We start from the raw sequence: 24,045 nt of genomic DNA on the forward strand, positions 1-24,045 counted from the left end.
CCTTCCTTAGGTCTGCGCCGCCGCTAGCCAGTCCTGCCAGATTACCGGATCGACCGCGCCAGGTGGCTACGTTGACGCCCGTCAAGGCGCGCACGCATTGATCGCGGCATTAAACCTCTCGGGTACGGCGACCGGGAAGGGAGCGCAAGATGTCAAGGACAGTTGCGGACGTTCTGGTTGGCGCACTCGAACAGATCGGCGTCAAACACATCTTCGGCTTGATTGGCGACTCACTCAATCCGCTTGCCGATGCCGTGCGCCGCAGCAAGGTGGAATGGATCGGCGTCAGGCACGAGGAAGGCGCGGCGCTGGCAGCTGCGGGACAAGCAAAGTTGACCGGGCAGCTCGCGGTGTGCGCGGGCACGACGGGTCCAGGCAGCAACCATCTTGTCGCCGGCCTCTATGAGGCTTGCCGCGATCACGCTCCAGTGCTGGCGCTCTCAGGCGATATGCCGCGCAAATTCCATGGCACCGACTACATCCAGACCACCGAGCCCGATCTCCTGTTCCGGGACGTCTCGCTTTACACCGAAACGATTGCGTCCGCGGCGCAGGCCGGAGCAGTGATCCATCAGGCGATCGCGGCAGCCTATGCAGGGCCTGGTGTCGCGCATCTGACGCTCCCGCAGGATGTGTTGGCCACGAAGGCCGAGGGCAGTGTTGCCAGCATCGCCACCCTCCAACCGCGGCCGGAGTTTGCAGCAAACGAGCATGACGTTGCCGAGATGGCGCGCCGAATCGATGCCGTCGACCGCATCGTGATCATGTGCGGCGCCGGCTGCCGCGGTGCGACCGAAGAACTGCGGAAGCTCTCTGACCGCCTTAAGGCACCGCTGGTTCATTCGTTTCGTGGCAAGGAGTTGATGGCCTATGACGATCCCCGCTGGATGGGCGGACTGGGCATCATCGGGACCAAGCCGGTCTACGAAGCGGTGCGGGATTGTGAGCTCTTGCTGATGGTCGGTACCGACTATCCTTATTCCAACTTCCTGCCCGACAAAGAAAAGGTGATTCAGGTCGACGTGCGACCGCAAGTTCTGGGCAGGCGCGCGCCGACGACGCTTGGCGTCACCGGCTCTGCGCGGCCGACGCTGGCGCTGCTGCTCGCCGAGGTCGCCCCAAAAACCGATGGCCTGTTCTGGGACCTGGTTACGCGAAAACGACGGAAATGGGACGAGATGCTCGACAAGCAGGCCGACCTGCGCCGCAGCAAGGACAAGCTTCATCCACAGGTGGTGGCGCGCGCAGTCAGCGATCTCGCCAACCCCGATGCGATCTTCGCTCTAGACACCGGGCTGAATACGCTGTGGTCTGCCAACTGGATTCGTCAGACCGGCTCGCAGCGGATTCTCGGCTCCTTCAACAATGCTGCCGTCGGGACGGCCCTTGGGCAGGCCAACGGCGTGCAGGCCCTGGAACGCTCGCGGCAAGTGATCGCGCTGATCGGTGACGGGGGCTTCAACATGCTGATGGGCGAATTCCTCACGGCAGTCCAACATAAGCTGGCAGTCAAGGTCGTCATCTACAACAATTCATCGCTCGGCCTAATCAAGCTCGAGGCCGAGAGCGTCGGTCTCGTGCCGTTCCGCCAGGCGATCGAATTTCCTAATCCGGATTTTGCCGCGCTGGCGCGGGCCTGCGGAGGGCACGGCTTCCCGGCAAAGAATCCGGCGGAACTGATGTCGGCGCTGCCGGAGGCATTTGCCGCCGAAGGGCCAGCAATCGTGGACGCCGTCGTGCTCGCTGACGAGATGCCGAACGTGCCCCATGTTGATTTGGAGCAGGTCGGGCACTTTGCGCTCGCCAAGATCAAGGAGGCGGTTCTCGCCGTAACGGGCGGTTGATGCGATCGAACACTCTTTGCATTGGTCGTCTGCTCGAGCGAGACCGCCTTTGACGATTGTCAGTGAGGTCGGCTCTTAGTGTGACCAGCATCATACCGGAGGCTCCGTTTGCAAGAGCCGGCCGTTACATCGGCGGTCCTGAATTCGGACCCACTGACAGCGGCGCAGACGCGACCATAATTGATGACTGTCAACGCGCTCGCCGCGCATCGTATTTAATGGATATCCCATGTTGGCTCAGCCTCGGTAGCACTTGCGAAGAAACCTTGCTCTGGTTCGAAGTAAACGGGAGGAAGACATGGCGCGGCCAATTAGCGGGATTAGTACGCCACTGCACCCGTTTTTCGTTGGATTGGGGGGTGCGTTGCTCATGGCCGCACTGTTCACCGACTATATGTATGCGAGCAACTCGCTGTCGCAGTGGGCCAACTTCTCGGTCTGGCTGATCACAGGGGGCCTCGTGCTGGCCCTCATCGCCACGATCTTCGTGGTGATTGACGTCGCGCTCGGGAAGGCCGGGGCGATCCGCTGGCTCGATTTTCGGTTGCTAGTTGCCGCCGCAATCCTCTCCCTGGTCAACGCCTTCGTTCATACGCGAGATGCGTGGACTTCCGTTGTCCCGACTGGCATCACCCTTTCCACGATCGTCACGATCCTCCTGCTTGCCGTCGGCCTTCGGGGCTGGTGCCTTACCGCTGTAAAGAGTGCGGACCGGGGAGAACGCGAATGATCGCGAACCCGGTTCGAATGACTTCGGGACTGATGATTCTCGCGCTGCTCGCGGCCTGCAGTGACCAAGGCGGCGATCCATCCAAACAATATGGACCGAATCCCGAGCTTCCTGACGCTCGCCAGTATCTGGTGCCGCCCATGAGCGTACCGCAGGCGGTTGGCTGGCAGACTGGGGAAACGCCCACCGTTCCCGCGGGCATGCGCATCCAAGCGATGGCGACCGGACTGATGCATCCGCGCATCGTTTACCCGTTACCTAACGGCGATATCCTCGTCGTTGAAGCCAACGGTCCCGGCACCAAGCCATTCCGGCCCAAGGATTACATCTCAGGCAAAGTGAAGGCACGGGCCGGTGCGTCCGACAAGGGCGGCAATCGCATCACTTTGTTGCGCGACGCCGACGGCGACGGCGTTCCGGAAATGAAGACTATCCTGCTCGACCATCTTCATTCGCCATACGGCGTCGCATGGGTCGCGGACACTTTGTACGTCGCCAATACCGACGCGATCATCGCGTTTCCCTTCACGCCGGGCCAGACGGAGATTACGTCGCCCGGAACGAAGCTCGCCGATTTGCCTGCCGGCCAGATCAATCACCACTGGACCAAGTCAATGGTGGCCAGCCCCGATGGATCAAAGCTCTATGTGGGGGTCGGCTCTAACAGCAACATCACCGAGAATGGGCTAGACATCGAAGAAGGGCGTGCAGCGATCTACGAAGTAGATCGGCTCACCGGTGCCAAGCGCCTCTTCGCGACAGGAACGCGCAATCCAACGAACCTTGCCATTCAGCCAGGAACGGGCCAATTGTTCGCGGTGGTCAACGAGCGGGACGAGATCGGACCCGATCTAGTTCCGGATTACCTTACATCCATCAAGGACGGCGGGTTCTACGGCTGGCCGTATAGCTATTGGGGACAGCATGTGGACGTACGGGTCCATCCGCAGGACCCTGCGATGGTGGCGAAGGCGATCAAGCCGGATTATGGCCTTAGCTCCCATGTTGCGGCACTCGGCCTTGTATTTAGTCAAGGGGAAACGCTGTCACCGGAATTCGCCAATGGGGCGTTCGTGGGTGAACATGGCAGTTGGGACCGGGATCCACTGAACGGCTATCAGGTCATCTTCGTTCCCTTCGCAAACGAACGGCCGAGCGGGATGCCGATCCCGGTGCTGACGGCCTTCCTCGCGCCGGATAAAAAAACGGTTCATGGGCGGCCGGTCGGCGTGGCACTTGACCGGACCGGTGCACTCATCGTCGCGGACGATGTCGGGAACGCGGTCTGGAGAGTGAGCGGCTCTGCCAACGGTAAATGAGCGCGCGATGCCGATATGGACCCCCGACGATCGAGACATCCAACCCGCGAGACGGCAAGCTCGCCAGGTGAGCGATCATTTCCGTGCTGATCGCACTGCTCGTCGCGGCCTGTGTGCTCGGCTATCTCGGCTGGACCAGTACGGATATCCAGGTGCCGGAGTCCGGCTACGTCGCCCTGGTGATGGGGGTGGTGTTGTCGCTGGTAGTGGGCGTCGGCTTGATGACGCTGGTGTTCTACAGCAGCCGCGGCGGCTATAACGAACCGGTGGTGCTGATCAAGCCGGCGGAGAGCGACGAGGACGAGCGTGGGAGACCGGGCTGAGACCGCGCAGGCAGCCAGCCGCGGACGGCGCGTACTAAGAATATTCAACCGGCCTGCCTCGCTCATTGCAGCAAAGCGGCACGACGCCCCTCGCCCACCAGCTCTCTCCGAAAGGTCGCAATTCACGTTGAATGATCATGCGATGCGATCTTCGTGGAACGCCTGCCAAATCTCGTCCGCTATAGCGAGCAGCTTGATGACGAAATCGTCCGCCCGATCCGGCCAACGTATCAGCGTCCGCGCGAGATCAACCACGGCATCGGAATCGTGAGCGCCCTGGCTCAAGATCGCGCGCTGCACGCGAGGTGCCCTAAGCAGAAATTGAGCCTTGTCAACGCATGCGGCTCTTCCTTCTGCTAAATTGCATTTTGCGACTCCTCACGTCGCTTGCCCTTCTCCCGGGCCCCGACTTGGACCGCCGGCTAAAGCCGCGCGGTCCTTCTTTTACCGAGTTCCGATTGACGACCATCATGGTCCTCCCTGCGAAAACGTTGACTATTTGCTCCGACGAAAGGATCACGCCATGGCGACCCTATCTGCGGTACTTGAGCGGGCTGAATGCATCCAACTGGCTGATCTCAAGGACGCAGTCGACGCGGTCCTGCTGTCGATGGGTCTGATCACCTCTTTCGCACTTGACCTCAAGCTATGACGAACGCGATGATCAAGGACGTAATGCTCCGGCTGGACGGGACATCTGCGGATGACGCGCGCCTGGCCGCCGCTGCCCAGATCGCAGCAATGTTCGACGGGCATATCACCGGATTGTTCTTCAATATTGTTCGGGACGAACTTGAAGGCGGCAGCGCCGACCAAACCGCAAAATCGAAAGAGGCAGCAAGGCAGGCCGGCGACGCCACTGAAGCCATACTGTTCCAGCGTCTCACACGCTTGCAGCATTCAGCAAACTTACGTCGCTTCGACGTAACTGGCGATCTTGATATGGCCAAGACCGCATTGCTGATGGCGCGCACCGCCGATACATTTATAGCGCTCCGGCCGAACGGTCGGTCGAATGAGCCGCATGACCTGATCGACAATTTGCTTTTCGGCACCGGACGCCATCTGTTTCTGGTTCCCGATGACTGGACCGGCTTCAAGCCCCTGGACAACGCGATCGTCGCCTGGAATGGCAGCCGAGAGTCCGCGCGCGCCATTGCGGAGGCCCTGCCCTTGTTGCAAGTTGCGAAGAAGGTTGGCGTGCTTGTAGTAGAAGGCGAGCAAAGCAGAGCTGATCCGCTGAAGGCTAATGATGCCGTACAACACCTCCGGCATCATGGCATCGATGCCGTCAAATATCGCTCAGTCGGTGAGGAAGACGATACGGCCGACATCCTGGTCGCAGAATGCCGCAGCCTCGGTGCGAACGTGTTAGTGATGGGCAGCTACGGTCACTCAGGCTTGCACGAATTGCTGCCAGGCAGCACGACCACCCGGATCCTGCGCATCGCGCCACTTCCCTTGCTCATCGCGCACTAGTTCCAAGGCCGATCTTACGTCTCGAACTCGCGATTGACGGCTGTCAAGGTTGGCTCGCGCGGCGCATCATAGGGTGTCTCGACAGGGTAACCAATTGGAAGTAGCTGGACGGCGGAAAGCCTAGCGCGCTTTCGGCTCAGCTCGGGAACCGTTTCATGGCCGCGATCGATCCAAGGGCGCTGATGTGGACCAGGGCATGTGAACTGATCGATCGCGCCGAGCGATTGCACCGCCAGTTCTTCCGGCCTACAGCGGAGTCAATCGGCGACGCAATTTGGGAACCGCCAGTCGATATTGTCGAGACAGAGTCCGATATCCTGATCACCGTTGCTCTCCCCGGCGTTGACGAGAATGCCGTGAAGGTCTCGGTCGGAGCCGACAGCGTTCTGGTGGTGGGATCGCGGCGTCCGAGCTCGATCCCGCGCGAGAGCCGCGTTCATCGGCTCGAAATTCCCTACGGAAGGTTTGAACGGCAGATTAGTTTCACCGGCAGGGGGCTTCAGCTTAGTGAGTCCGAACTGGCCTTTGGCTGCCTCTCGCTGAGGTTCACCAAACAACCCTAGATGGAAGGACGGCTCCATGCCTGATGCGACCGGCAATTCGAGCGCCGCGGCCACTCAAAGCCATCCCGTCATTCCGGATGATGCTACGATTATCCTCCCCATCCGAAACACGTTGCTGTTTCCGGGCGTTGTGTTGCCGTTAACGATCGCCAGACCGTCCTCGATCGCGGCGGTCCAGGAGGCTGTTCGAAGCGCACGCAAGATCGGCCTGCTGCTGCAGGACGATCCCAACATCGAACAGCCGGAGCCGGAGCAACTGCGGCGCGTCGGCACCATTGCCGAGATATTACGCTATGTCACCTCGGAGCTAACCCACTACGTCATCTGCCGGGGACTACGACGATTCCGTGTGGGAGACTTTCTCCCGGGCTATCCATTTCTGGTAGCGCGGGTCAAGGAGATCGGCGTATCGGAGGTGATCACACCCGAGATTGAAGCGCGGATGCATCTACTAAAGATGCGCGCGCGCGACGCGATTCAGCTGCTACCGAACCTGCCGCAAGAGATCGGCCCTGCGATCGAGGGCTTGGAGTCACCGTCGGCGCTCGCCGACTTCCTCGCCGGGATCATCGACATACCGGTCGCCGAAAAGCAGGATCTGCTCGAGACCTTCGACGTCACTCAGCTTCTTGACAAGCTACTCGGGCTGTTAGCGAAGCGAATCCAGGTGCTGCAACTTTCGAAGCAAATCGGTGAGCAAACCGAACAAACCCTGTCATCGCAACAGCGCGAACACATTCTTCGCGAACAGCTTCGTCACATCCAGAAGGAGCTGGGCGACGACGACCCCAAATCCGCGGAATTGAAGGAGCTGGGAGAAAAAATCGACAAGGCCGGCATGCCAAAGAACGCTGAGGAGCAGGCCCGGCGGGAACTGAAGCGCCTTGAACGGCTACCCGAGATAGCGGCCGAATATGGCATGGTGCGGAGCTATCTCGAATGGCTCGTGGAGTTGCCGTGGTCAAAGTGCGATCCCGGGCGCATTGATGTTGATGCAGCGCGGCAGATCCTCGAAGAGGATCACTATGGCATCGAGAAAGTAAAACGTCGCATTCTGGAATATCTGGCGGTACGCAAGCTCAATCCGGAAGGCAAGAGTCCCATTCTTTGCTTCGTCGGCCCTCCCGGCGTCGGCAAGACGTCGCTCGGCCAGAGCATCGCGCGCGCAACCGATCGAAAGTTCGTGCGTCTCAGCCTCGGCGGCGTACACGACGAGAGTGAAATACGCGGACACCGTCGCACCTACGTGGGCGCATTGCCCGGCAACATCATCCAGTCGATCAACAAGGCCGGCACCCGCAACCCGGTAATGATGCTGGACGAGATGGACAAGTTGGGCGCTGGATTCCACGGCGATCCCGCCGCCGCACTGTTGGAAGTTCTCGATCCGGAGCAGAACGCGACGTTCCGCGACAACTATCTTGCCGTTCCCTTCGACCTTTCGAAAGTCCTGTTCATCGGCACGGGCAATGTGCTGGATAACATTCCTCCCGCGGTACGCGACCGGATGGAAGTCATCGAAATTCCCGGCTACATCGAGGACGAGAAGTTGGCAATCGCGAAACGTTATCTGATCAAACGTCAGTTGGCATCGGCCGGCCTCGGTGAAGAACAATGCCAGATCGACGACGACGTCCTGCGGGCAGTCATCCACGATTATACGCGCGAGGCCGGGGTGAGAAGCCTCGAGCGCCGGATCGGCGCACTTTGTCGGCACGCCGCGATGCTGATCGCCGAGGGCAAATCGACGCGCGTCGTCATCGCGGTGGCGGATCTCCAGAGCATATTGGGACCGAAGCGGTACGAGCCGGAGACTGCCATGCGGACCAGCGTACCCGGCGTGGCGACCGGGCTCGCGTGGACTCCTGCCGGAGGCGAAATACTGTTCGTCGAGGCGACCAGCATTCCCGGCCGCGGCAATCTGATCCTCACTGGTCAGCTTGGCGCGGTGATGAAGGAGAGCGCCCAGGCTGCACTGACGCTGGTGAAGTCGCGCGCCCTCGAATTCGGCATCGACCCGAAAAGGTTGCAGAAGGCCGACGTCCACGTTCACGTTCCGGCCGGCGCGATCCCGAAGGACGGTCCAAGCGCCGGCGTGGCAATGTTTATGGCGCTGACGTCGCTTCTGACGGGGCGCACAATCCGAAGCGACACGGCCATGACCGGCGAAATCTCGCTGCGCGGTCTGGTGCTTCCAATCGGCGGCGTGAAAGAGAAAGTGCTGGCGGCGATCCAAGCCGGTATCGCCACGGTCATGCTGCCGGCACGCAACCGCAAGGACATCGAGGACGTGCCCGAAAAAACGCGCAAGCAGATTCGCTTCGTCTGGCTTGAACGGGTCGATGAAGCTGTCGAAGCCGCCTTTGATCCTCCGCAAACCGACAAGCAGGACCTGCCCGGGATGACGCGCGCGACCACGACGGAACGGCGGGCGGCGCGGTCCCGCTAACAGGCCGGTCTGGCGGCCTGTGGCCGTGCATTTGCCTCGCAAATTTGCCTCGCAAAATTGACCGACGTCATCGTAGCGCCCGGCAATGTCGTCCATGCAGGTGAAAACCCCGCGAGATTACTAATATGCTCGATCGTACCCGTAATGCTTCACTACCCCGGCACCAGATGATGCAGGTCCCCCGCACCATGTTCGCTGCGGCAATCGATCGCTTCGGCGAACCGGAGGTGATCACCGGTCACGCTTTGCCGGTGCCACCGCTGGGCGTCGACGAAGTCATGATCGCTGTCGACACCGCCGGCGTCGGCCCGTGGGATGCCGACGTCCGCGAAGGGGACTATGCGCCCCGCAAGCCGCATTTTCCCTTTGTACTCGGCTACGACGGTTCCGGCATTGTCGCCGCGGTTGGATCACGGGTGCGGAGGCTTAAAGTCGGCGACGAGGTCTATTCCTACAATTGGGAGAACCCGAAAGGCGGCTTCTATGCCGAATACGTCGCTGTACCCGCCGACAAGGTCGCGCGGATCCCAAAGCGGCTTGACTTGCGGCACGCCGGCGCGATCGCGACCACAGGATTGACGGCGCTGCAAGGCATTGACGACGCTCTAAAACTGAAGAAGGGCGAGACCGTCATCATTCACGGCGCCTCAGGCGGTGTTGGAACCCTCGCGGTGCAGTTCGCAAGACTTCGCGGAGCCCGAGTCTTCGCAACGGCATCCGGCCCGGAAGGCGTGGAACTGGTGCGGGAGCTGGGCGCCCACGTGACTGTCGATGGCAAGCGTATCGATATCGATGACCAGGCGCGACGCTTCGCTCCCGATGGCGCCGACGCCATACTGGCGCTCGCCGGTGGCGACGCGCTGGAAAAATGCATGAATGTGCTTCAGCCCAACGGCCGGCTGGCGCACCCGAATGGTATTCAGCCGGCGCCGAAGAAGCGGCGCGGCCTCGAATTGATCCGCTACGACGGCATTTCCGGCCTTCGCGAGTTCGAACGTCTCAACGCGGCGGCGCAGGCTGCAAGACTGAAGGTCGCGATCGCTGAATGCTATCCCCTCGCGCGCGCCTATAAGGCGCATGAGCGACTTGCCGATGGGCACGTGGTTGGCAAGATCGTCCTCTCGATACACGCATCCTGACGCCAAGATAGCTGGCTTGCGCCCACGGAGTATCGGCCGGCGCGGATTGGGTGTCCACACCGACGGCGTCATGGCCTGACGCGGCCCGGACGATGCGAGGCACCTAGCTCCGGCGCGCGATGCTCTCAGATCCAACGCTCTTGCTAATTGACAACGGTCAGTGCTGCTCGAGGGCGTGCGAGTCCGCCGATCAAGATCGCAAATGTATCGTGATCATACCCAATTTCGGCGTCGGATTGTGCTCATCAGGGCGCGCGGACCTCGTCGATCCAGGAAATTCCGAACTCGTCGAGGCCCTCGGCCAGGAAATCGCCCAACAACGGCTCGCCGAGCAGGTAGTGCGCGGTCTCCCAGCGTAGGTTGCGATATCCGTTCCGCCGCCCAGCTGCGCGGCTACGCAGATCGTCCCACTCGTCGATCGTGCCCTCGCCCCGTCCGAGCCACATCAGCGCAATGAGATCGATCTGTTCGTCCTCATTCAAGGCCCTGATGAAGCTCGCTAACTCGACAGCAACCGAGTCGCCACCATCGTCCTGCAATACGTCGACTTCAGCATCGTCAATAGGATTCGATCCGGATTCCTCATCCGTCGGCAAATCCTTGACATCAAACTCGTGGGCCTTTTCAATCAGAAAGCTGATTTTTCGCGAGAAGTGGCTAGTTCGAGCATCGCTCGCTCCTTAGGAATAGGATTAACGCGCCTGGCGGCGAGATGACCAATTGGACCAAACTGCAGAAATCCGCAGCGTGCCGGCCTTGCTCGGCGGACGCGCCGACAATTATGCGCTGCGATCAATTGACAGGTTCGTGGAGTTGGATGGTGAAGCCGGAACTGCCTTTCATCCTCAAGTCGATGCTACAGCATTGTCGGCCGGCCCTCGATGCCTTAGATCCGCTCCGAACCACGCTTGTGCGAGTCCACCTTAACCTGGCAACCGCTAGAGTTGCCGTCTAGAGGCGCTACGCGCTCCGACGCAGACCGTTTGATTATTCGGATCGTTGGGGCGATCAGCCCGCTTTTGCCGCGGATGGCGCTGGCAGCATCAGAGGATCTCTGAGGACGACGATCTGCCGCACGCCATCCGCATCGATAACCTCGAGACTGGACGACTCCAGACCTTCTCCTTCGATGTATATCTCTCTGGGCTTGTGGATCAGATGGTCGTGTCCTTAGAGCGAGCGCGACTACGTCGTTTCTTGGATCATAGGAAATGCCATAGAACGGTAGCCATTCCGCCTCGATCTGATCGCCGCGATTGAGCGACGCCACCTCGATCTCGGCACGCTTGCCGGTCAGCGCTTTCGATATGAGATCGAAATAGACGCTCCACTGCGATTTTTCGAGCTTCTTCGCCATTGTTCGAGTCTCCGAGTGAGAGTCCGACGGGTTCTCGATGATTACAAGCCAGCAGCCCGTTTCTGCGCGCTGACAACGATCAATTTAGACGAAGTCTTTCCTGCCAGCGCGACGCGTGCTGTCAAGACCCGACGTCATCATCTCAGGAAGCAAGCTAGCGATCCGTCACCCACCGGCTTGCTATCCGTCAATGCAAATGGCCGGACCCGGAGGGATATTGCGCCCTTCACAAGCGGAGTGGCGAACATGGATACGGTACAAATCGCTCTGGCTCTATTGCTCCTGCTGTTAGTCGGCGGCGTCGCCTATTACCTCTCGCAAAATAGATCGCACGCCCTGCGGCCGGCTCCCGACTTGGGACGGCAATCTGATGTCCAGCGGGATTTTCAGCGCGTCTTTGCGATGACGAGCGCGCAGGGGAAAGAGGGCTTGATCAAGCGCTGGATGGATCGGACCGGCTGCGACCGCACGGAAGCCATGCGGCTGGCAACGGAAGAGTGGCGGCGGGATAACCGCTGAAAGCCGAGTCTGTCTCCAAGTCAGATTGGCAGGCCGACCTGCGCTTCGTCATCTCCGACAAGCAGGTCATGCGACAGCCGTGCGCCGCGTTGGTTTGGATAACGGTCCACCGGCGCAACTCTTGTAGGGATTGGCGACGCCGCCAGGCAGCAGAACGTCCAATCTGCTGGCCTAGGCTGCTCAAGCGCCAGATTGACCAGGACTTCCACGCTCCTCCAGTCAGGGAATTCCGGGCTCGCACGCGGTCAGGCATCGGTGATGCGATCTTTGTGGTTGCGCCAGCTTCGTTCAGGGCCTTCCGCGGTCCGGTGAGGTCGACGAGCTCGAAGCCGTCGGTGACCAGGATGGCTACATTCGGTCGTTTGAGAGTGTCTTTTGGCGGTCGCGGCGGCTTTCAAAGTCGGCATCTGCAATCTCGCTGTCGGCGGCAGGGTGCGATCTCTTTCCTAGTGCGCCATCAGCAGCGGGATCGACGATTCATGCATCAGACTGTAGGTCACCCCGCCGAGCAGCCGCTCGAACAGGCGCATATGGCTATATCCGCCCATGACAATAAGGTTCGCCTTCCGGCGCTCGGCCTCCGCCATCAATTGCGGGCCGACTTCGCCAGAGCGGCACTTGATGCGATGCAGGCTGGCCTCGATTCCATGATGCCGAAGATGATTGACGGCATCGATCCCCATCACGGCGTCCTCCTCGGTTGGCTTTTCGCCGGTCGCAACGATGACCGACACTTTTTCGGCCTTGTGCAGAAACGGCATCGCTTCGGCAAGCGCACGAGCGGCTTCCCGGCTCCCGTTCCAGGCGACCATAATGCTGTCGAAAGCGATCTTCGGCCGCTCCGTCTCAGGAACGAGATAGACGTTCCTGCCCGAGCCGAACAGCACGCCTTCGACGAGTTGCTCCGGATCCATCGCGCCATTGGGACGAAGCGCCACGAAGGTGTCGGAGGAGCGCGCCTCTCGCGCGGCAATTCTGGCCACGTCGTCGGACAGCACATCGAACCGCCGGATCTCGACCGCCCGATCCAGCATACGCAGCCGCTTGGCTAACGCATCCTCCATCGCGTCGCCAGTTTCGCGCGCATGCTCGACAATCGCGGCGGTGGCGTCGCCCTCGATCGGTCCCGGCAATGGCAGAACGTTGAGATACAACCCGATGACCACGCGGGTCTCGAGCTGGCGAGCGATATCGGCGACGGCTGCCAAGCGAATTTCGTCGGAGGCGCCGCCGTCCAGCCACACCATTACATCCCTGATCATTGCTCTCTCCCTCCTCACGACTGCCGTCGCGATGTTTGGCTACTCTGCCGTTCTCGCAGCTCGAGGATCGACCGCAACTCGATCTCATTGTCGAGCCTCTCGAATTCATCGATGCATTCGATCAGTCCGGCAGGTCGAGCGGCTCCAACAGCAAGCGGCCGTTCGCCTTGGGGCCACCCTCGGCGCATGATACAGTGCGCAGGCCGGCCTCCCCATTGATGATCGTCAGCTACGCGCGATTTTCTTGCGCGGCATAAAATTGATCTTTATCACGGCGCTTTCCTCGGTGTTGCAATATCATGATGTGTTCACGATCGCGGGTATAATGGGGCTTGCCGAAGCCAGCACCGTTGTGGCAGCCCTCGCGTACCGAACAAGCTGCTCGCCTATGATCTCGGAATCAGCTGCGCACGGTCAGGGTCATCGAGCGCGGATGATCGAGGGCCGTAGAATACGCCAAGCGACTGAGCTCATTCGCCTCGGGAGCGGGGCACGGCCAGGTTCGACTACCATCACGAGGGTTAGGCTGCGATCAAACCCGGTTTGCAGCCTTGCGGCGTCTTTCCACCATGCTCCTCCAAGGCAGTTCTGTCGAGAATCTTGATCTTCCGCGTGCCCACCAGGACAATAATGCCGCGCTGCTGCAGATCTGTGATGGCTCTACAAACCGTTTCGACCGAGACCGACAGGTATTCGGCGATGTCATACCGGGTGATCGGAAGTTCCACCTGTCCCTTTTGATCGGACGCCCGCTTCTCAAGAGCCAGTAAAAACCAGCCGACTTTTTCAACGGCGGTGACGCCCCCGAGGATCATGAGCTGATCCCTGGTTCGCCTCAGCAACTGGGACGAAAGTCCTCGCAATTCCCGCGCAAGCTCGCGGTCACGGTCGGCAAGCAAATCGACACGTTCAGCAGGATAGCTCGCGAGAACCGTCGGTTCAGCGATCGCCTCGACCGTTTCCTCCCTTTGATCGTCAGAAACAAAAAAGAAGTCGCGCGGCAACATGAGTTCGAGAATTTGTCGCCGTCCGTCAGGTCGTATCATGCTGCGGCGAACTGCTCCAGCGATGAGGTAGCACCAGTGCCCGGCAGTCTCCGAACGGTCCGGAATTTCCTGATCCCGATTGCATTTCAAGATTGTGGCTGACCCATCAAGTCGCCTCAACGCATGAGGCTGAACCGACAGCATTCGACGATAGTGATCTGCCGCGTGCATTGTAACCTTCATAGGCGTCACCTTTTCTGGCAAGCAGCTCTTTAGTGTCCTGAGAAATTCTCACCGAGCGAGACCAAACTATCGATCCGCCTTAACAACCCAGAAATTGGGGAAATCTGCGATAAGTAATAATACTTAACGCTGCCAGGTGTGAGGGGCCGAGCAAAGCCCCTCGCGGAGACAAGGATGATCAAGCGCCTCGGCCCAGCCGGCGCGAACGAATAGACAATCCAAATTGACAACAGTCAGCGCCGCACTGGACGTGCCGAGCTATTCTCTACGCATCGCAATCAGGAGAGAATTTGGCTGGTATTGGCAGTAGGCACCCCGGTCTACCTCGTCTTCGACAATAAGTTTATTATGTCCGTTGCGCTTCGGACCGATTTTGTTTTGCGTTTTGGCTAGTGGAATTGCCAACAATGCGGTGCGCCGTCCCTTCAGCCAGAACTCGCGAGGGACTGGAAGCAATCTCTGAGTGGAATGTTTTGCAGATCTGGGTACGGGTCAACTCACACTCACCCAGAGAACGAGATGATAGTCCAGAAAATCTTGACCAAGCGTGGCGGCGAAGCAGTCCACGCCCCCGAGATCGAGACTCAAGAAGCACAGAGTGTCCGCTCCGTTCGCCGCGACCGGATTCCGAGCGGGGCGATGAATGCCCTGGGAGTGCCCTTTAGTGCAGCTTGTGCCCTAAGCATCATCGATGCAGGGAAGAAACGAAGTACAGGAGTTGACGGTCGTCATGGCTTCGGCGGTCCCCATTTCTAAACTGGGGCGATCGGTAACTTGGTGAGCCGACGCGCAATTGAAGCAGCAAGGAGACAACGAAAATGAAATCCGACAGCGAAATCGAACGCGATGTCCGCGACGAGTTGAAATGGGATCCAGATCTCGACGCCTCCGATATCGCCGTTTCGGTCAAGGATGGCGTGGTGACCCTTACGGGCTTCACCCATAGCTATGCCGACAGGCTTGAAGCGGAGTCGGCAGTAAAGCGCGTGGCCGGCGTCAAGGCTGTGGCGAATGACATCGAGGTTCGGCTGCCTTCGATCGATCAGCGCCCCGATCCGGATATCGCGCGAGATGCGGTCTCGGCGCTGAAGCAGGAGTTGCCCATCTCCCACGAGAAGATTAAGGCCGTCGTCAAGGACGGGTGGATCACATTGGAAGGGGCCGTCGAGTGGCAATATCAAAAGACGGCCGCTGAAAACGCGGTGCGGAAGATCAAGGGCGTCAAGGGCGTGACCAACGTCATCACCGTCAAGCCGAATCTTGAGCCGACGGAAATCAAGCGCAAGATCATGGACGCCTTCAAGCGGAATGCGGAGGTTGATGCGGACCATATTTCCGTCGAAGCGAATGGCGGCGAGGTGGTCCTGAAAGGAACCGTTCGCTCCTGGATCGAACGCGAGGAAGCGGAGCGCGTTGCCTGGTCGGCACCTGGCGTCACTACGGTCGACGATCGCATCGTGGTCAGTCCCTACTAAGCCATCGCCCGCGATGTCCGCGGGTCTCATGTCGCAAGCAAACCACAAGTCGACCCAAACGATTAGGAGATTCCCCATGAGGTTGAGATCACTTGTCCCGTTCCGCGAACCCGGCGCGCTGATGCAGCCGGATTTCGGTTTATTCGGCCTGCATCGCGAGATAGACAGGTTGTTCAATGAAGTCGCCCAGGGCATTGGCCAAAACGGCGCGCAGCTTGTCCCGAAGGTCGAGATCTCGGAAAACGATAGAGCGATTGAGGTCAGCGCTGAAATGCCCGGCCTCGAGCGCAAGGACGTCGAGATATCGATCGACGACGACATGCTCACCATTCGTGGCGAGAAGAAAATCGAGGACGACAAGACGGACAAGAACGTCCAGCACAGCGAGCGCAGCTACGGCGTGTTCTTGCGCGTGCTGCAGCTTCCGCCGGGAATCGACCCATCGAGCGTGCAGGCGACAATGTCAAACGGAGTCCTGAAAATCTCGATTCCCAAGCCGGCCAAACCCGAACCGAAGAAAATCGAGGTCAAGGAAGGTAAGGAAGAAACCAGACAAGCCGCTTGAAGTCCCCAGGCGGCTTGCGGGACGCGCCTGCCGTTTCCCTCCCAACGGCCCAGGCGCGTCCCGCCTCGCTTGATGACTAAGCTGATCGATCGCAACACCACAAGTCCTACCAAGAAGCGAGCTCTTCCGCACGGCGGAGGAAAACCAGCCCCCGTAGATCAGCCCCCCGATGCGATCAATGCGCTGCTCGAAAACGGCAACCTGGCTCTTATCTGCTCCAGCCCCATTCAGCTGCGCCAGCGCTCCCCGACAATTATCCTCAAAAACTCGAAAATGACGATTGACCCGGGGCGCGTGCCGAGGCGCGACGTGGCATCTAAAGTGAGACACAGGTTTCGCCCTTCCCTAGAGCCACATTCTTGACTTCGTCTGCGCCGGAATATCGATGTGAAGCATGGTGGCCTCATCTCAGCAGCAGCGGAAGATCTCCTGTATAGCCGTGCCACGAACTTCGCCTGCCAAGCTGACGAACGTCAGTGAGCCGGCAGTTCAAGCACCCAGGCGAACGAGCAACAGGCAGCGAAACCGATCAACGTGAGCCCCCATTCCAGCAACCCCCAATCCCGCATCAGCTTGCGGACAGGAGAGATCGCCTGTCCGGGTGACATGGCGCAGAGCCATATGTTCATCGGCATCATTACGAAATATGCATATGGCCAGCTCGCCAGGATCGTGATGCCGCCAATGATCCAGCGCACGTCGCCATCAAGCCTGAATTGAATGGAAGCGAGGACTGCGGACGCGACCGCGAGGACGGACAGCGTGAGCGTGCCGCGACGAAAGCTAAAAGTCCATTCCTTTAACATCGCGCGGCCGCCGAGCTTCAGACGGGCTGGCTGCTCGACTACCCCGATATAGAGCGTCGCCCCAAGAAAGGCGGCGGCGACAGCGAAGGCGTAAAGACCAGGCCGCATGCTGCGGGCTCCCGACACAGATCCAGAAACTGTATGATCAGTGCGACATGAACATCGGAACGGTCATGGACTTCAACATGTCACGGGTGACACCGCCGAGAATGAACTCGCGCATCCGGGCGTGGCCATAGCCGCCCATAACGATCGGACTTGCTGAGCAATCAGGTGCATAGGACAGAATGGCACTTGCAACATCGATGTCGGGAGCCGGCATGGCCTCGACCTCGACCTTGACACCGTGCCGGGCGAGATGGTCCGCCATCTGACGTCCTTGATCATCCGATGCTCTCCCGTCCAAACTGCGCGCATTGCTCAGGGGCACGTCCTTCGGGTCTGCCATCCACGAGCGTCGATACTCCGTAGATTTTCTCCGGCGCACCCCACTCCTAGGCAAGCTCAGTAACAGTCCTCTACGCTGCGAAATCGCCAAGCCCATCCATCCCAGACCCGTTCGCGTCTGACGATGCAATGCGGTCCGTAGAAGACAGGCTCATATACGTAATACGGTCTTGGTGCCGCGAGCGCAGCGCCGATCAGAGCCCCTGCCGCGAGCCCGCCCACCACAGGAGCGACCGGGAAATTAGGGTGCCTCCAGCGAGCTTGCGCCGACGACGGACTCGCAATTGCGGCAAATGCAAAAGACGTTCCAATGGCGAGTGTGGTCAGAGCCTTCTTCATCGCAGATCTCCACTTTGTTTGCCTGACGAATTGAGCATCCAACCCGACAACGCAGTTTACGTATACTTAGCCCATCTAGCCCATCGCCATGGAGATGCTACCCGCGTGCTCCGCTCGCGCATTGGCGTTCGTCAACGATTATCCGGACAATTTCCGAGGTCGGAGCACCGATCTTGGGAGCAGATCGCGTTGGCGTGCGCTTTGCCGGCCAGCTCGAGCCAGAGGTTAGATTGATCAAAGTGGATGCCGTTACAGCGCCGGAGCGGCGATTTTCGATCCAGGGTGTCCCCGCCCCAGATGCTGTTGCGCTCCGCGCAAAAAACGCGCGCAGATCGGGACTCATGATCTTGTCGCAGCTCGTGGCACGGAGCGAGTGCATGTTGCAGCCGTGAGCGCGTGAGCCGCGGCGATCGCAATGATCATTCTCCGAATAGCTTGGATAGCCATCCCTTTGCGAAGCTCTTTCGAGTGGTTCTTCCGTCAGGAAGATGAACGACAAGGTCGATCGCCCGCTCTTGTGCGATCTGCCGGGCGACCAGCTCCGCCGCTTCGCGCGTAGCATAATGAGCGACTTCATTGCCCGCGTCGGCGCGTACGATCCAGTCCTCGAAATTGGCGTCGGGGATGACGTGAACCGCGGCATCTGACATCATCTGAGCTCCACGTGGTAATCTCAAAGCTGGATAATGCCAGAAGCGTTGAAGCACGCTGACAGACGTCAATCGTTCACGCGGTAAGGTCCAACGCGCGCGGTTCTTCGAAAAAATGTGTTGCGGCAGGCACCAGGGCGCGTTTCTTTTCGCATCTCAGGTGCTTGAGTGCTTCCCGATGCAGCTCGATGACCTCGAAGTCGTTTCCTGCGACGATGAGCAGCGTCGGCGCGCACAAGTGTCAGAGCGGTGCCCGCGAGGTCGGGACGGCCTCCCTGCAAGACGCGCCGCTCGGATCTGCTCCGCCGCCCTACGTCTTTGGTCGTTTCGTTGAAGTCCACTATTCGTTGCTGGCTGCCCAATCTGATCGGACCACGCTCGGGTAGACATCGGAATGCCCGCTGCATGGTAGGCGAACGCCAGGGTCGCTCTATCCAGCGTTCGCCTTCTGCTGTCGCCGATCGTGGCGGCGGCCGCGATGGCACTGTCTTCGATCGGCGTCGTCGGTAACACCCTGCGGCTGCGGACGGAGCGGATATGAAGCTGGCGAGTAGCAAGGAATTTCAAGCGACAGCGGCGTTCTTTTCGAGGGGCAGCGGACTACCCAATTTCCAAATGAGATAGCTGAAAAGGCAATTTCTCTAGCAACATCAAATGGCTGGGGGGGGGGGGGGGGAGAGGGATCGAACCTCCGAATGGCGGAATCAAAATCAGTTTGATTATTCAACGATTTCAACGCGCATTTGGAAGAAATCGCAGAATTCGCCTCTTGTAATATCAATTGCTTAGCAGGCATTTCCAAATGAAGAGCTGCTTCTTCGGCACGCATCAGACACCCAAGGGAACGTAGTTGCTGCGCGCGCTCTAATGCGAAGATAAATGGCGCGCCCCTGCGTTCCCGATAGAGCCGCTGATTAAGAGACACGATACGATCATTGATTTTACAAGAGGTTTTTTCCAACTGAGCCAAAAGCCGATCATTAGAGATCAATGGCTTACAATGAGAAATCCAACCGCAAAGTTCGTCGTGGTTGGCAGATCGACATATTCGAAACATCGGGGGTTCGAGTCACCGGAGCGCGACCGCCTTGCCCCACACCAACCAAACCTACGATATCTCATCCAATCTTACTCATAGGCGAGGTATTGACGGAGATCTCCGGCCATTGCGCATGAACGCGTTGACGACAGGCAATACGGGCAGCCGACCGAATTAGACGGGTAGATCGAGCCAAAGTAGTCCACGGGGCGCGCCTATGAGTGACTGATCATCGCCATTTGGCTTCGTCGAGATCGGCGCGCAAGCGCACCTGCTGCTCGGCATCCCGGTCCAGGCCCAACTGATCATCAAAGGCATCGTAATCGTGCTCGCTGCGGCGCTCTACACCCGCCGGGACGACTCCTGACACCGGTCGTCGCCCAAACTGCGGTTTCACCCGTGGGCGCACAGTCACGGCGCATCGATCGGGACCTAACGTTCACGGACGCGTCGAATGAGGTCGGCAGCCTTCTCCGCGACCATGATCGTCGGCAAATTGGTGTTTGCGCTAGGCACGCAAGGCATGACCGACGCGTCGACGACGCGCAAGCCCTCGATCCCGATGACGCGACAATGGGTATCGACAACCGCACCGGCATCCTCGACATGTCCCATGCGGCATGTGCCGGAGATATGTCCCATCGGCGCAATGGCGCTCAAGATATCGTCGTCATTCAACACCCGCTGGTGGCCGCGGTTGGCGATCCAGAAACCAGGCGCCAACCGGCGCGACAATATGAGACGCGAAATGGGCGGCGGCGCGTTCAGCACCAGGGATGCCCCCAGCGCGGTCAACGCACCGGCAAGCCCGGTCTTGCCGAATTGATCGAGCGACATCACCGGCGGCAGCAGAAAGGCGTCATGGTAGTGCTGCCCGAAGAGAGGGTCGGCAAGCAGGCTTTCAGCGAAACGAGCGGCCTGCAGCATCCGCGGCGCATCGCGCGGATCGTCCAGGAAGCGGAAATCAATGACCGGCGGCGCTTCCGGCGCGCATTGGTCGGAGCCACTGTGCCCCGCGAAAACGGCGCATACAGTGCCGCGCTGAACATGGCGAGATCGACCCCGAAACGGTAGGAACTGACCCGGCCAATCGCCGTCAACACCAGATCGCCCGCTGGGCAACCCGCCAAACCAGACGAATGCCGCACGCCAGCCAGCGCAAAGCGGCGCAACTCCGCCGGCAGCCGCGCGCGTGCCGGCAGCGTCATCGCGATATGCAGATAGGGATGGTTCTGCAGATTCTGCCCGACGCCGGGGCGGTGGAGGCGCGGCTCGATGCCGAGGTCGCACAGCGACTGGGCGTTACCTATTCCGGCGCGCATGAGCAACGCCGGCGAATGGATGGCGCCGGCACTGAGGATAACCTCGCCGGCCGCGAGTTCTCGTCTCGCGCCCGCCTGCTCCACACTGACGCCCATGGCGCGACCGTTCTCGATCCGGAGTGCGCGTACCGTGGCGCCCGCAAGGATGATCAGGTTTGGCCGAGCGCGCACGGCAGCAGTCAAGTAGCGGGACGCGGTCGAGGAACGTTTATGTGCGGTCGCGGCATTGGGCATGGCGAAGAAGCCGCAGCCGGGCGTCTCATTGATGTCTTCGATATGGCCAAAACCCCGGGTCTGCATCGCCGCCTCGATGGCACGCACAAAGCCCGGCCATTCCGCGCGCGGCGGGATACGGATCGGGTAGGGACCGCCCGATGACGGCTCATCGGCGTGCGCCTCGGCGCGACGGAAATAGGGCAAGACGTCCGGCCAGTCCCAGCCCTCGGCGCCGGCCTCGGTCCAGCGCCGATAATCCGACGGCATGCCGCGCAAGGCCCACATGCCCATGATGCTGGAACCCCCGCCCATAATCCGTGCCTGCGGATAGGGATGGAGCGGTCCGCCCTCCCGCCGGCGTGCCTGCAACTCCGGCCAGAAATATCCGGGGTTGAGGCTCGAGCTCGGGAAAGTGTCGTCAATATCGGCGGGCGTGGCGTCCGGCGGCGTATCGGCGCCTGCCTCGAGCAGGACCACACGGTTCGCCGGACTTTCCGACAAGCGCGATGCCAGCACCGCACCGGCACTGCCACCGCCGACGATGACATAGTCCGCGATCATGCCGGATACCCGCGCGCCACCCGCGCTCGCGTCCGAACCGCCATGAACTTGTCCTCCCTCTTTTCTGGAGACCACCGTCCGCTTTGTGCAGTCTTGCGGCAATTAGGGTTTTATCCATACTGAACAAAAATAAGTTAAAGATGGATTTTCGTCGGCATGAACGACGGAGAGCTGCTCAGGGTCATCGGTTTCCTCGACCGGCTGCACGAGCCGTTTGGTGAGCTATTCCCTGTTGCCCAGCAGGATCCGACTTGGGCCATCGTCACCAGCCTAGTGACAGCGCAGCTGCGCGGCGAAATCCTGACCATCTCCGCACTAGCCCAGCTCTCGGGCGTGCCTCACGCGACCGCGCTGCGCCGGATCAATGAGCTTATCGCGAGCGGCTGGATCATTCGTCTCCCACGCACGCGCACGGGAAAGAGTTTCACGTTGCATCCAGGCGAGCCGATGATGGCCGCCTTCACCGGTTATGCCCGGCACATCAAGTCCGTGCTTGCGCAAACCGTCGGCGTGCGGTCGAGCGCGGAAAACGCCGAGGATTTCAGCTTCGGCGTGGACCGCATAGACACCTTTCTCAAGCCACCTCCTAGCATCATGCAGCGCACGATCGACAGCGGCCGGACTCTGCGCTTCCTGCTGCAGGACGATGCCTTCTTCGCTGCGATGCGCGACCTCTGGGCCGATTGGCGCAACAACTTGTCATCTCGCCGCGACTTCGATCTGCTGAAGCTGGACGACATGTATAAGCGCGCCGTTGCCAATGCCCAGCGTCCGGTCTCCGAATACGACGTCATTACCCTGAACGCGCCCTGGCTCGGCTCCTTCGCCGAGAGCGGGCGGGTGCAATGCCTGGATGCACATCTGCTGAATGTCGGCATCGACTCGCTGGACTTCGATCCTTCGGTCTGGGCGACCGGGCGATGGGCCAGCCGCCAGTACGGTGTACCGATCGTCTCTTCGATCGAACTGTTCGCCGCGCGCACCGATCTGTTCGCCGAGAAATCGCTCAACTTCCCCCGGAGTTTCGACGAGGTAGTCGCTGCCGGGCGGAAGCTCCACGCGCCCGCAGAAGGGCGTTTTGGCATCACCTGGAACGGCGTGCGCGGCATGCCGATCGCGTCAAGCTTCATGTCCCTGGTCGGCTGCTGTGGCGGCGCCGTGCTGGAGGGACCACGTGGTCCCGCCACACACCGTGTGATCGACTGGAGTGCCGCCGAACTGATGCCCTCCCTGGACAGTGACGCCGCGCGCGCGGCGCTCGACTATATGCACCGGCTCTGCACCATTTCGCCGCCGAACGTGTTGGATCTCAGTTGGGATCCCTCAGTCGAGTTGTTCCTGACCGGTCGCGCGGCGATGGCCTACGCTTGGTCCATGCGCGCAGTGCGCTTCGAGGCGGATATGCGCTCGCGGGTCAAGCGCCGCGTGCGCTACCTGCCGCAGCCGGCGGGGCCACGTGGCGGCAATGTCACGCCGCTCGGCAGCTTCCTGCTGGCGATCCCGGCCAATCTGCCGCCAGATCGCGTCGAGGCCGCCGCGGCCGCGATCGGCAGGATGACCTCGCGCGAATCGATCCAGAACCAGATCGACAATGGCTTCCCTGTCCTACCGCGCTTCAGCATGGCCGCCAATCCGGACACGACCGCGGGCTCCCCGATCGTGCGCGCCATCGATCAAATGGCTCGGCGCGGGCAGCTTCAGACTTGGCAGCGTCCGGCGGTGCCAGGCTACATCGCTGTCGAAACGATCATTGGTGAGGAGGTGCATGACGCACTGACCGGTCGCAAACCAGACGCGGCGGCTCTGACCGATGCGCAGCACCGCATCGAGGCAGTCTTGAAGCAGGAGCGGCATTTGGCCAACGTCAAGCGATCATGATCTCGTGTTCCATCTGGCTGGATGTTGCCGGACTTGGCTCGATCACCTCCATTCGCAAACTATCGCACGGGCTATCGTATCCCGGTGGTGTAGACGGCCGGAAGAAACGGCTTCGTTGTCGCCTCGCCTCTGACATCTCATCAGCCAGAAAGGCGGCGGCGTTTCAGTACTGACCCGTGGGCGCGCGCGAAGCGCGCACCCGAAAGGCCCGACGTCTCCGCGCGATACGTTCGACGATGCGGAGCGACGCGAGTTCTCATGTCCATCGCCCCTCACTGAAAAGTCCAAAACGGACAATTCGATTATTGCGTCTCCTACGGCGGGCTGTTGTGCTCTCGAAAAGCCAGCCCCGGAACTGCTGAGGCCGTTTTTGCATTATGAAAACCCTGTGGCATGGCCATTGCTAAAGCTAAGCTGACTGGGATTTCAGTGCTCAGTCCGGGACTGAAACGCTGCCGGGACGTTTATTTCGAGCCCGGCAGCGTTCTATTTTGAGACGAGTGAGACAGCCGCCAGCGTGAAGGAGGGGCTGCC

The 24,045-nt window shown here is 60.3% G+C and carries 25 protein-coding genes and 1 pseudogene; 13 read left to right on the forward strand and 13 right to left on the reverse strand.

Annotated elements, in window-relative coordinates; translation table 11 throughout:
- Nucleotides 1-149 precede the first annotated feature (149 nt).
- From FOM02_RS45595 to FOM02_RS45610, 4 genes are all read left to right on the forward strand, one after another.
- Entirely contained in the window at nt 150-1,844 is a 1,695-nt protein-coding gene (locus tag FOM02_RS45595) for a thiamine pyrophosphate-dependent enzyme (RefSeq protein WP_265441261.1), read from the forward strand.
- 298 nt (nt 1,845-2,142) lie between these two features.
- On the forward strand, nt 2,143-2,574 hold the full coding sequence (locus FOM02_RS45600; RefSeq protein ID WP_322596942.1) for a DUF2231 domain-containing protein: 432 nt from the start codon (nt 2,143-2,145) through the stop codon (nt 2,572-2,574).
- Nucleotides 2,571-3,893, forward strand: a complete 1,323-nt coding sequence (locus tag FOM02_RS45605) for a PQQ-dependent sugar dehydrogenase (RefSeq protein WP_265441263.1) — start codon at nt 2,571-2,573, stop codon at nt 3,891-3,893. The genes FOM02_RS45600 and FOM02_RS45605 overlap by 4 nt, the downstream gene beginning before the upstream one ends.
- An 83-nt stretch (nt 3,894-3,976) precedes the next feature.
- Nucleotides 3,977-4,216, forward strand: a complete 240-nt coding sequence (locus tag FOM02_RS45610) for a hypothetical protein (RefSeq protein WP_265441264.1) — start codon at nt 3,977-3,979, stop codon at nt 4,214-4,216.
- Between the two features lie 135 nt (nt 4,217-4,351).
- On the opposite strand, the gene FOM02_RS45615 is transcribed toward FOM02_RS45610, so the two are convergent.
- A complete protein-coding gene (locus FOM02_RS45615; RefSeq protein WP_265441265.1) occupies nt 4,352-4,516 on the reverse strand; it encodes a hypothetical protein in 165 nt (54 codons plus the stop codon).
- Nucleotides 4,517-4,739: 223 nt separating this feature from the next.
- On the opposite strand from FOM02_RS45615, the gene FOM02_RS45620 reads away from it, so the two are divergent.
- From FOM02_RS45620 to FOM02_RS45640, 5 genes are all read left to right on the forward strand, one after another.
- The gene (locus tag FOM02_RS45620; protein WP_265441266.1) at nt 4,740-4,868 is read left to right on the forward strand and encodes a hypothetical protein; all 129 of its coding nucleotides are present in this window, start codon (nt 4,740-4,742) and stop codon (nt 4,866-4,868) included.
- A gap of 8 nt (nt 4,869-4,876) precedes the next feature.
- Nucleotides 4,877-5,695, forward strand: a complete 819-nt coding sequence (locus FOM02_RS45625; protein WP_265441267.1) for a universal stress protein — start codon at nt 4,877-4,879, stop codon at nt 5,693-5,695.
- 155 nt (nt 5,696-5,850) lie between these two features.
- Entirely contained in the window at nt 5,851-6,258 is a 408-nt protein-coding gene (locus FOM02_RS45630) for an Hsp20/alpha crystallin family protein (protein ID WP_265441268.1), read from the forward strand.
- 16 nt (nt 6,259-6,274) lie between these two features.
- Entirely contained in the window at nt 6,275-8,707 is a 2,433-nt protein-coding gene (gene lon / locus FOM02_RS45635; RefSeq protein ID WP_265441269.1) for an endopeptidase La, read from the forward strand.
- A 125-nt stretch (nt 8,708-8,832) separates the two neighbouring features.
- Nucleotides 8,833-9,846, forward strand: coding sequence for a quinone oxidoreductase family protein (locus tag FOM02_RS45640; RefSeq protein ID WP_265441270.1), 1,014 nt, complete (start codon nt 8,833-8,835; stop codon nt 9,844-9,846).
- 245 nt (nt 9,847-10,091) lie between these two features.
- Here the strand turns inward: FOM02_RS45640 and FOM02_RS45645 are convergent, their stop codons facing one another.
- The 3 genes and pseudogenes from FOM02_RS45645 to FOM02_RS45655 all read right to left on the reverse strand — a co-directional run.
- A complete protein-coding gene (locus FOM02_RS45645) occupies nt 10,092-10,487 on the reverse strand; it encodes a DUF3775 domain-containing protein (protein WP_265442275.1) in 396 nt (131 codons plus the stop codon).
- Between the two features lie 367 nt (nt 10,488-10,854).
- Nucleotides 10,855-11,004 carry a DUF5335 family protein gene (locus tag FOM02_RS45650; RefSeq protein ID WP_322597005.1) on the reverse strand — a complete coding sequence of 50 codons (150 nt, stop codon included), beginning with the start codon at nt 11,002-11,004 and terminating at the stop codon, nt 10,855-10,857.
- Between the two features lie 70 nt (nt 11,005-11,074).
- A pseudogene (locus FOM02_RS45655) lies at nt 11,075-11,203 on the reverse strand (DUF5335 family protein); the annotation flags it as partial.
- Nucleotides 11,204-11,449: 246 nt separating this feature from the next.
- Here FOM02_RS45655 and FOM02_RS45660 point away from each other — a divergent pair.
- A complete protein-coding gene (locus FOM02_RS45660) occupies nt 11,450-11,722 on the forward strand; it encodes a hypothetical protein (protein WP_265441271.1) in 273 nt (90 codons plus the stop codon).
- 446 nt (nt 11,723-12,168) lie between these two features.
- On the opposite strand, the gene FOM02_RS45670 is transcribed toward FOM02_RS45660, so the two are convergent.
- Both FOM02_RS45670 and FOM02_RS45675 read right to left on the reverse strand, forming a co-directional pair.
- The gene (locus FOM02_RS45670; RefSeq protein WP_265441272.1) at nt 12,169-12,966 is read right to left on the reverse strand and encodes a universal stress protein; all 798 of its coding nucleotides are present in this window, start codon (nt 12,964-12,966) and stop codon (nt 12,169-12,171) included.
- 539 nt (nt 12,967-13,505) lie between these two features.
- Complete coding sequence (locus FOM02_RS45675; protein ID WP_265441273.1) at nt 13,506-14,213, reverse strand: helix-turn-helix domain-containing protein; 708 nt, start codon at nt 14,211-14,213, stop codon at nt 13,506-13,508.
- Nucleotides 14,214-15,031: 818 nt separating this feature from the next.
- Here FOM02_RS45675 and FOM02_RS45680 point away from each other — a divergent pair.
- On the forward strand, nt 15,032-15,688 hold the full coding sequence (locus FOM02_RS45680; protein ID WP_265441274.1) for a BON domain-containing protein: 657 nt from the start codon (nt 15,032-15,034) through the stop codon (nt 15,686-15,688).
- Nucleotides 15,689-15,764: 76 nt separating this feature from the next.
- On the forward strand, nt 15,765-16,253 hold the full coding sequence (locus tag FOM02_RS45685; protein WP_265441275.1) for an Hsp20/alpha crystallin family protein: 489 nt from the start codon (nt 15,765-15,767) through the stop codon (nt 16,251-16,253).
- A 473-nt stretch (nt 16,254-16,726) separates the two neighbouring features.
- Here the strand turns inward: FOM02_RS45685 and FOM02_RS45690 are convergent, their stop codons facing one another.
- The 7 genes from FOM02_RS45690 to FOM02_RS45720 all read right to left on the reverse strand — a co-directional run bounded on the left by FOM02_RS45690 (nt 16,727) and on the right by FOM02_RS45720 (nt 21,633).
- Nucleotides 16,727-17,167 (reverse strand): DUF1772 domain-containing protein, encoded by a 441-nt coding sequence (locus tag FOM02_RS45690; protein ID WP_265441276.1) that lies wholly within the window; start codon nt 17,165-17,167, stop codon nt 16,727-16,729.
- 37 nt (nt 17,168-17,204) lie between these two features.
- Complete coding sequence (locus FOM02_RS45695) at nt 17,205-17,429, reverse strand: universal stress protein (RefSeq protein ID WP_265441277.1); 225 nt, start codon at nt 17,427-17,429, stop codon at nt 17,205-17,207.
- 835 nt (nt 17,430-18,264) lie between these two features.
- Nucleotides 18,265-18,498: a DUF2188 domain-containing protein gene (locus FOM02_RS45700; RefSeq protein WP_265441278.1), complete on the reverse strand. Its 234-nt coding sequence runs from the start codon at nt 18,496-18,498 to the stop codon at nt 18,265-18,267.
- A gap of 427 nt (nt 18,499-18,925) precedes the next feature.
- Nucleotides 18,926-19,465, reverse strand: a complete 540-nt coding sequence (locus FOM02_RS45705) for a hypothetical protein (RefSeq protein WP_265441279.1) — start codon at nt 19,463-19,465, stop codon at nt 18,926-18,928.
- 298 nt (nt 19,466-19,763) lie between these two features.
- Complete coding sequence (locus FOM02_RS45710) at nt 19,764-19,904, reverse strand: hypothetical protein (protein WP_265441280.1); 141 nt, start codon at nt 19,902-19,904, stop codon at nt 19,764-19,766.
- A 62-nt stretch (nt 19,905-19,966) separates the two neighbouring features.
- Nucleotides 19,967-20,461, reverse strand: coding sequence for a GMC oxidoreductase (locus FOM02_RS45715; protein ID WP_265441281.1), 495 nt, complete (start codon nt 20,459-20,461; stop codon nt 19,967-19,969).
- A complete protein-coding gene (locus tag FOM02_RS45720) occupies nt 20,371-21,633 on the reverse strand; it encodes a GMC family oxidoreductase (protein ID WP_265441282.1) in 1,263 nt (420 codons plus the stop codon). The genes FOM02_RS45715 and FOM02_RS45720 overlap by 91 nt, the downstream gene beginning before the upstream one ends.
- A gap of 156 nt (nt 21,634-21,789) precedes the next feature.
- On the opposite strand from FOM02_RS45720, the gene FOM02_RS45725 reads away from it, so the two are divergent.
- Nucleotides 21,790-23,511, forward strand: a complete 1,722-nt coding sequence (locus tag FOM02_RS45725; protein WP_265441283.1) for an extracellular solute-binding protein — start codon at nt 21,790-21,792, stop codon at nt 23,509-23,511.
- Nucleotides 23,512-24,045: the final 534 nt, after the last annotated feature.

Source organism: Bradyrhizobium sp. SEMIA (assembly GCF_014844175.1).
GTDB lineage: Bacteria > Pseudomonadota > Alphaproteobacteria > Rhizobiales > Xanthobacteraceae > Bradyrhizobium > Bradyrhizobium arachidis.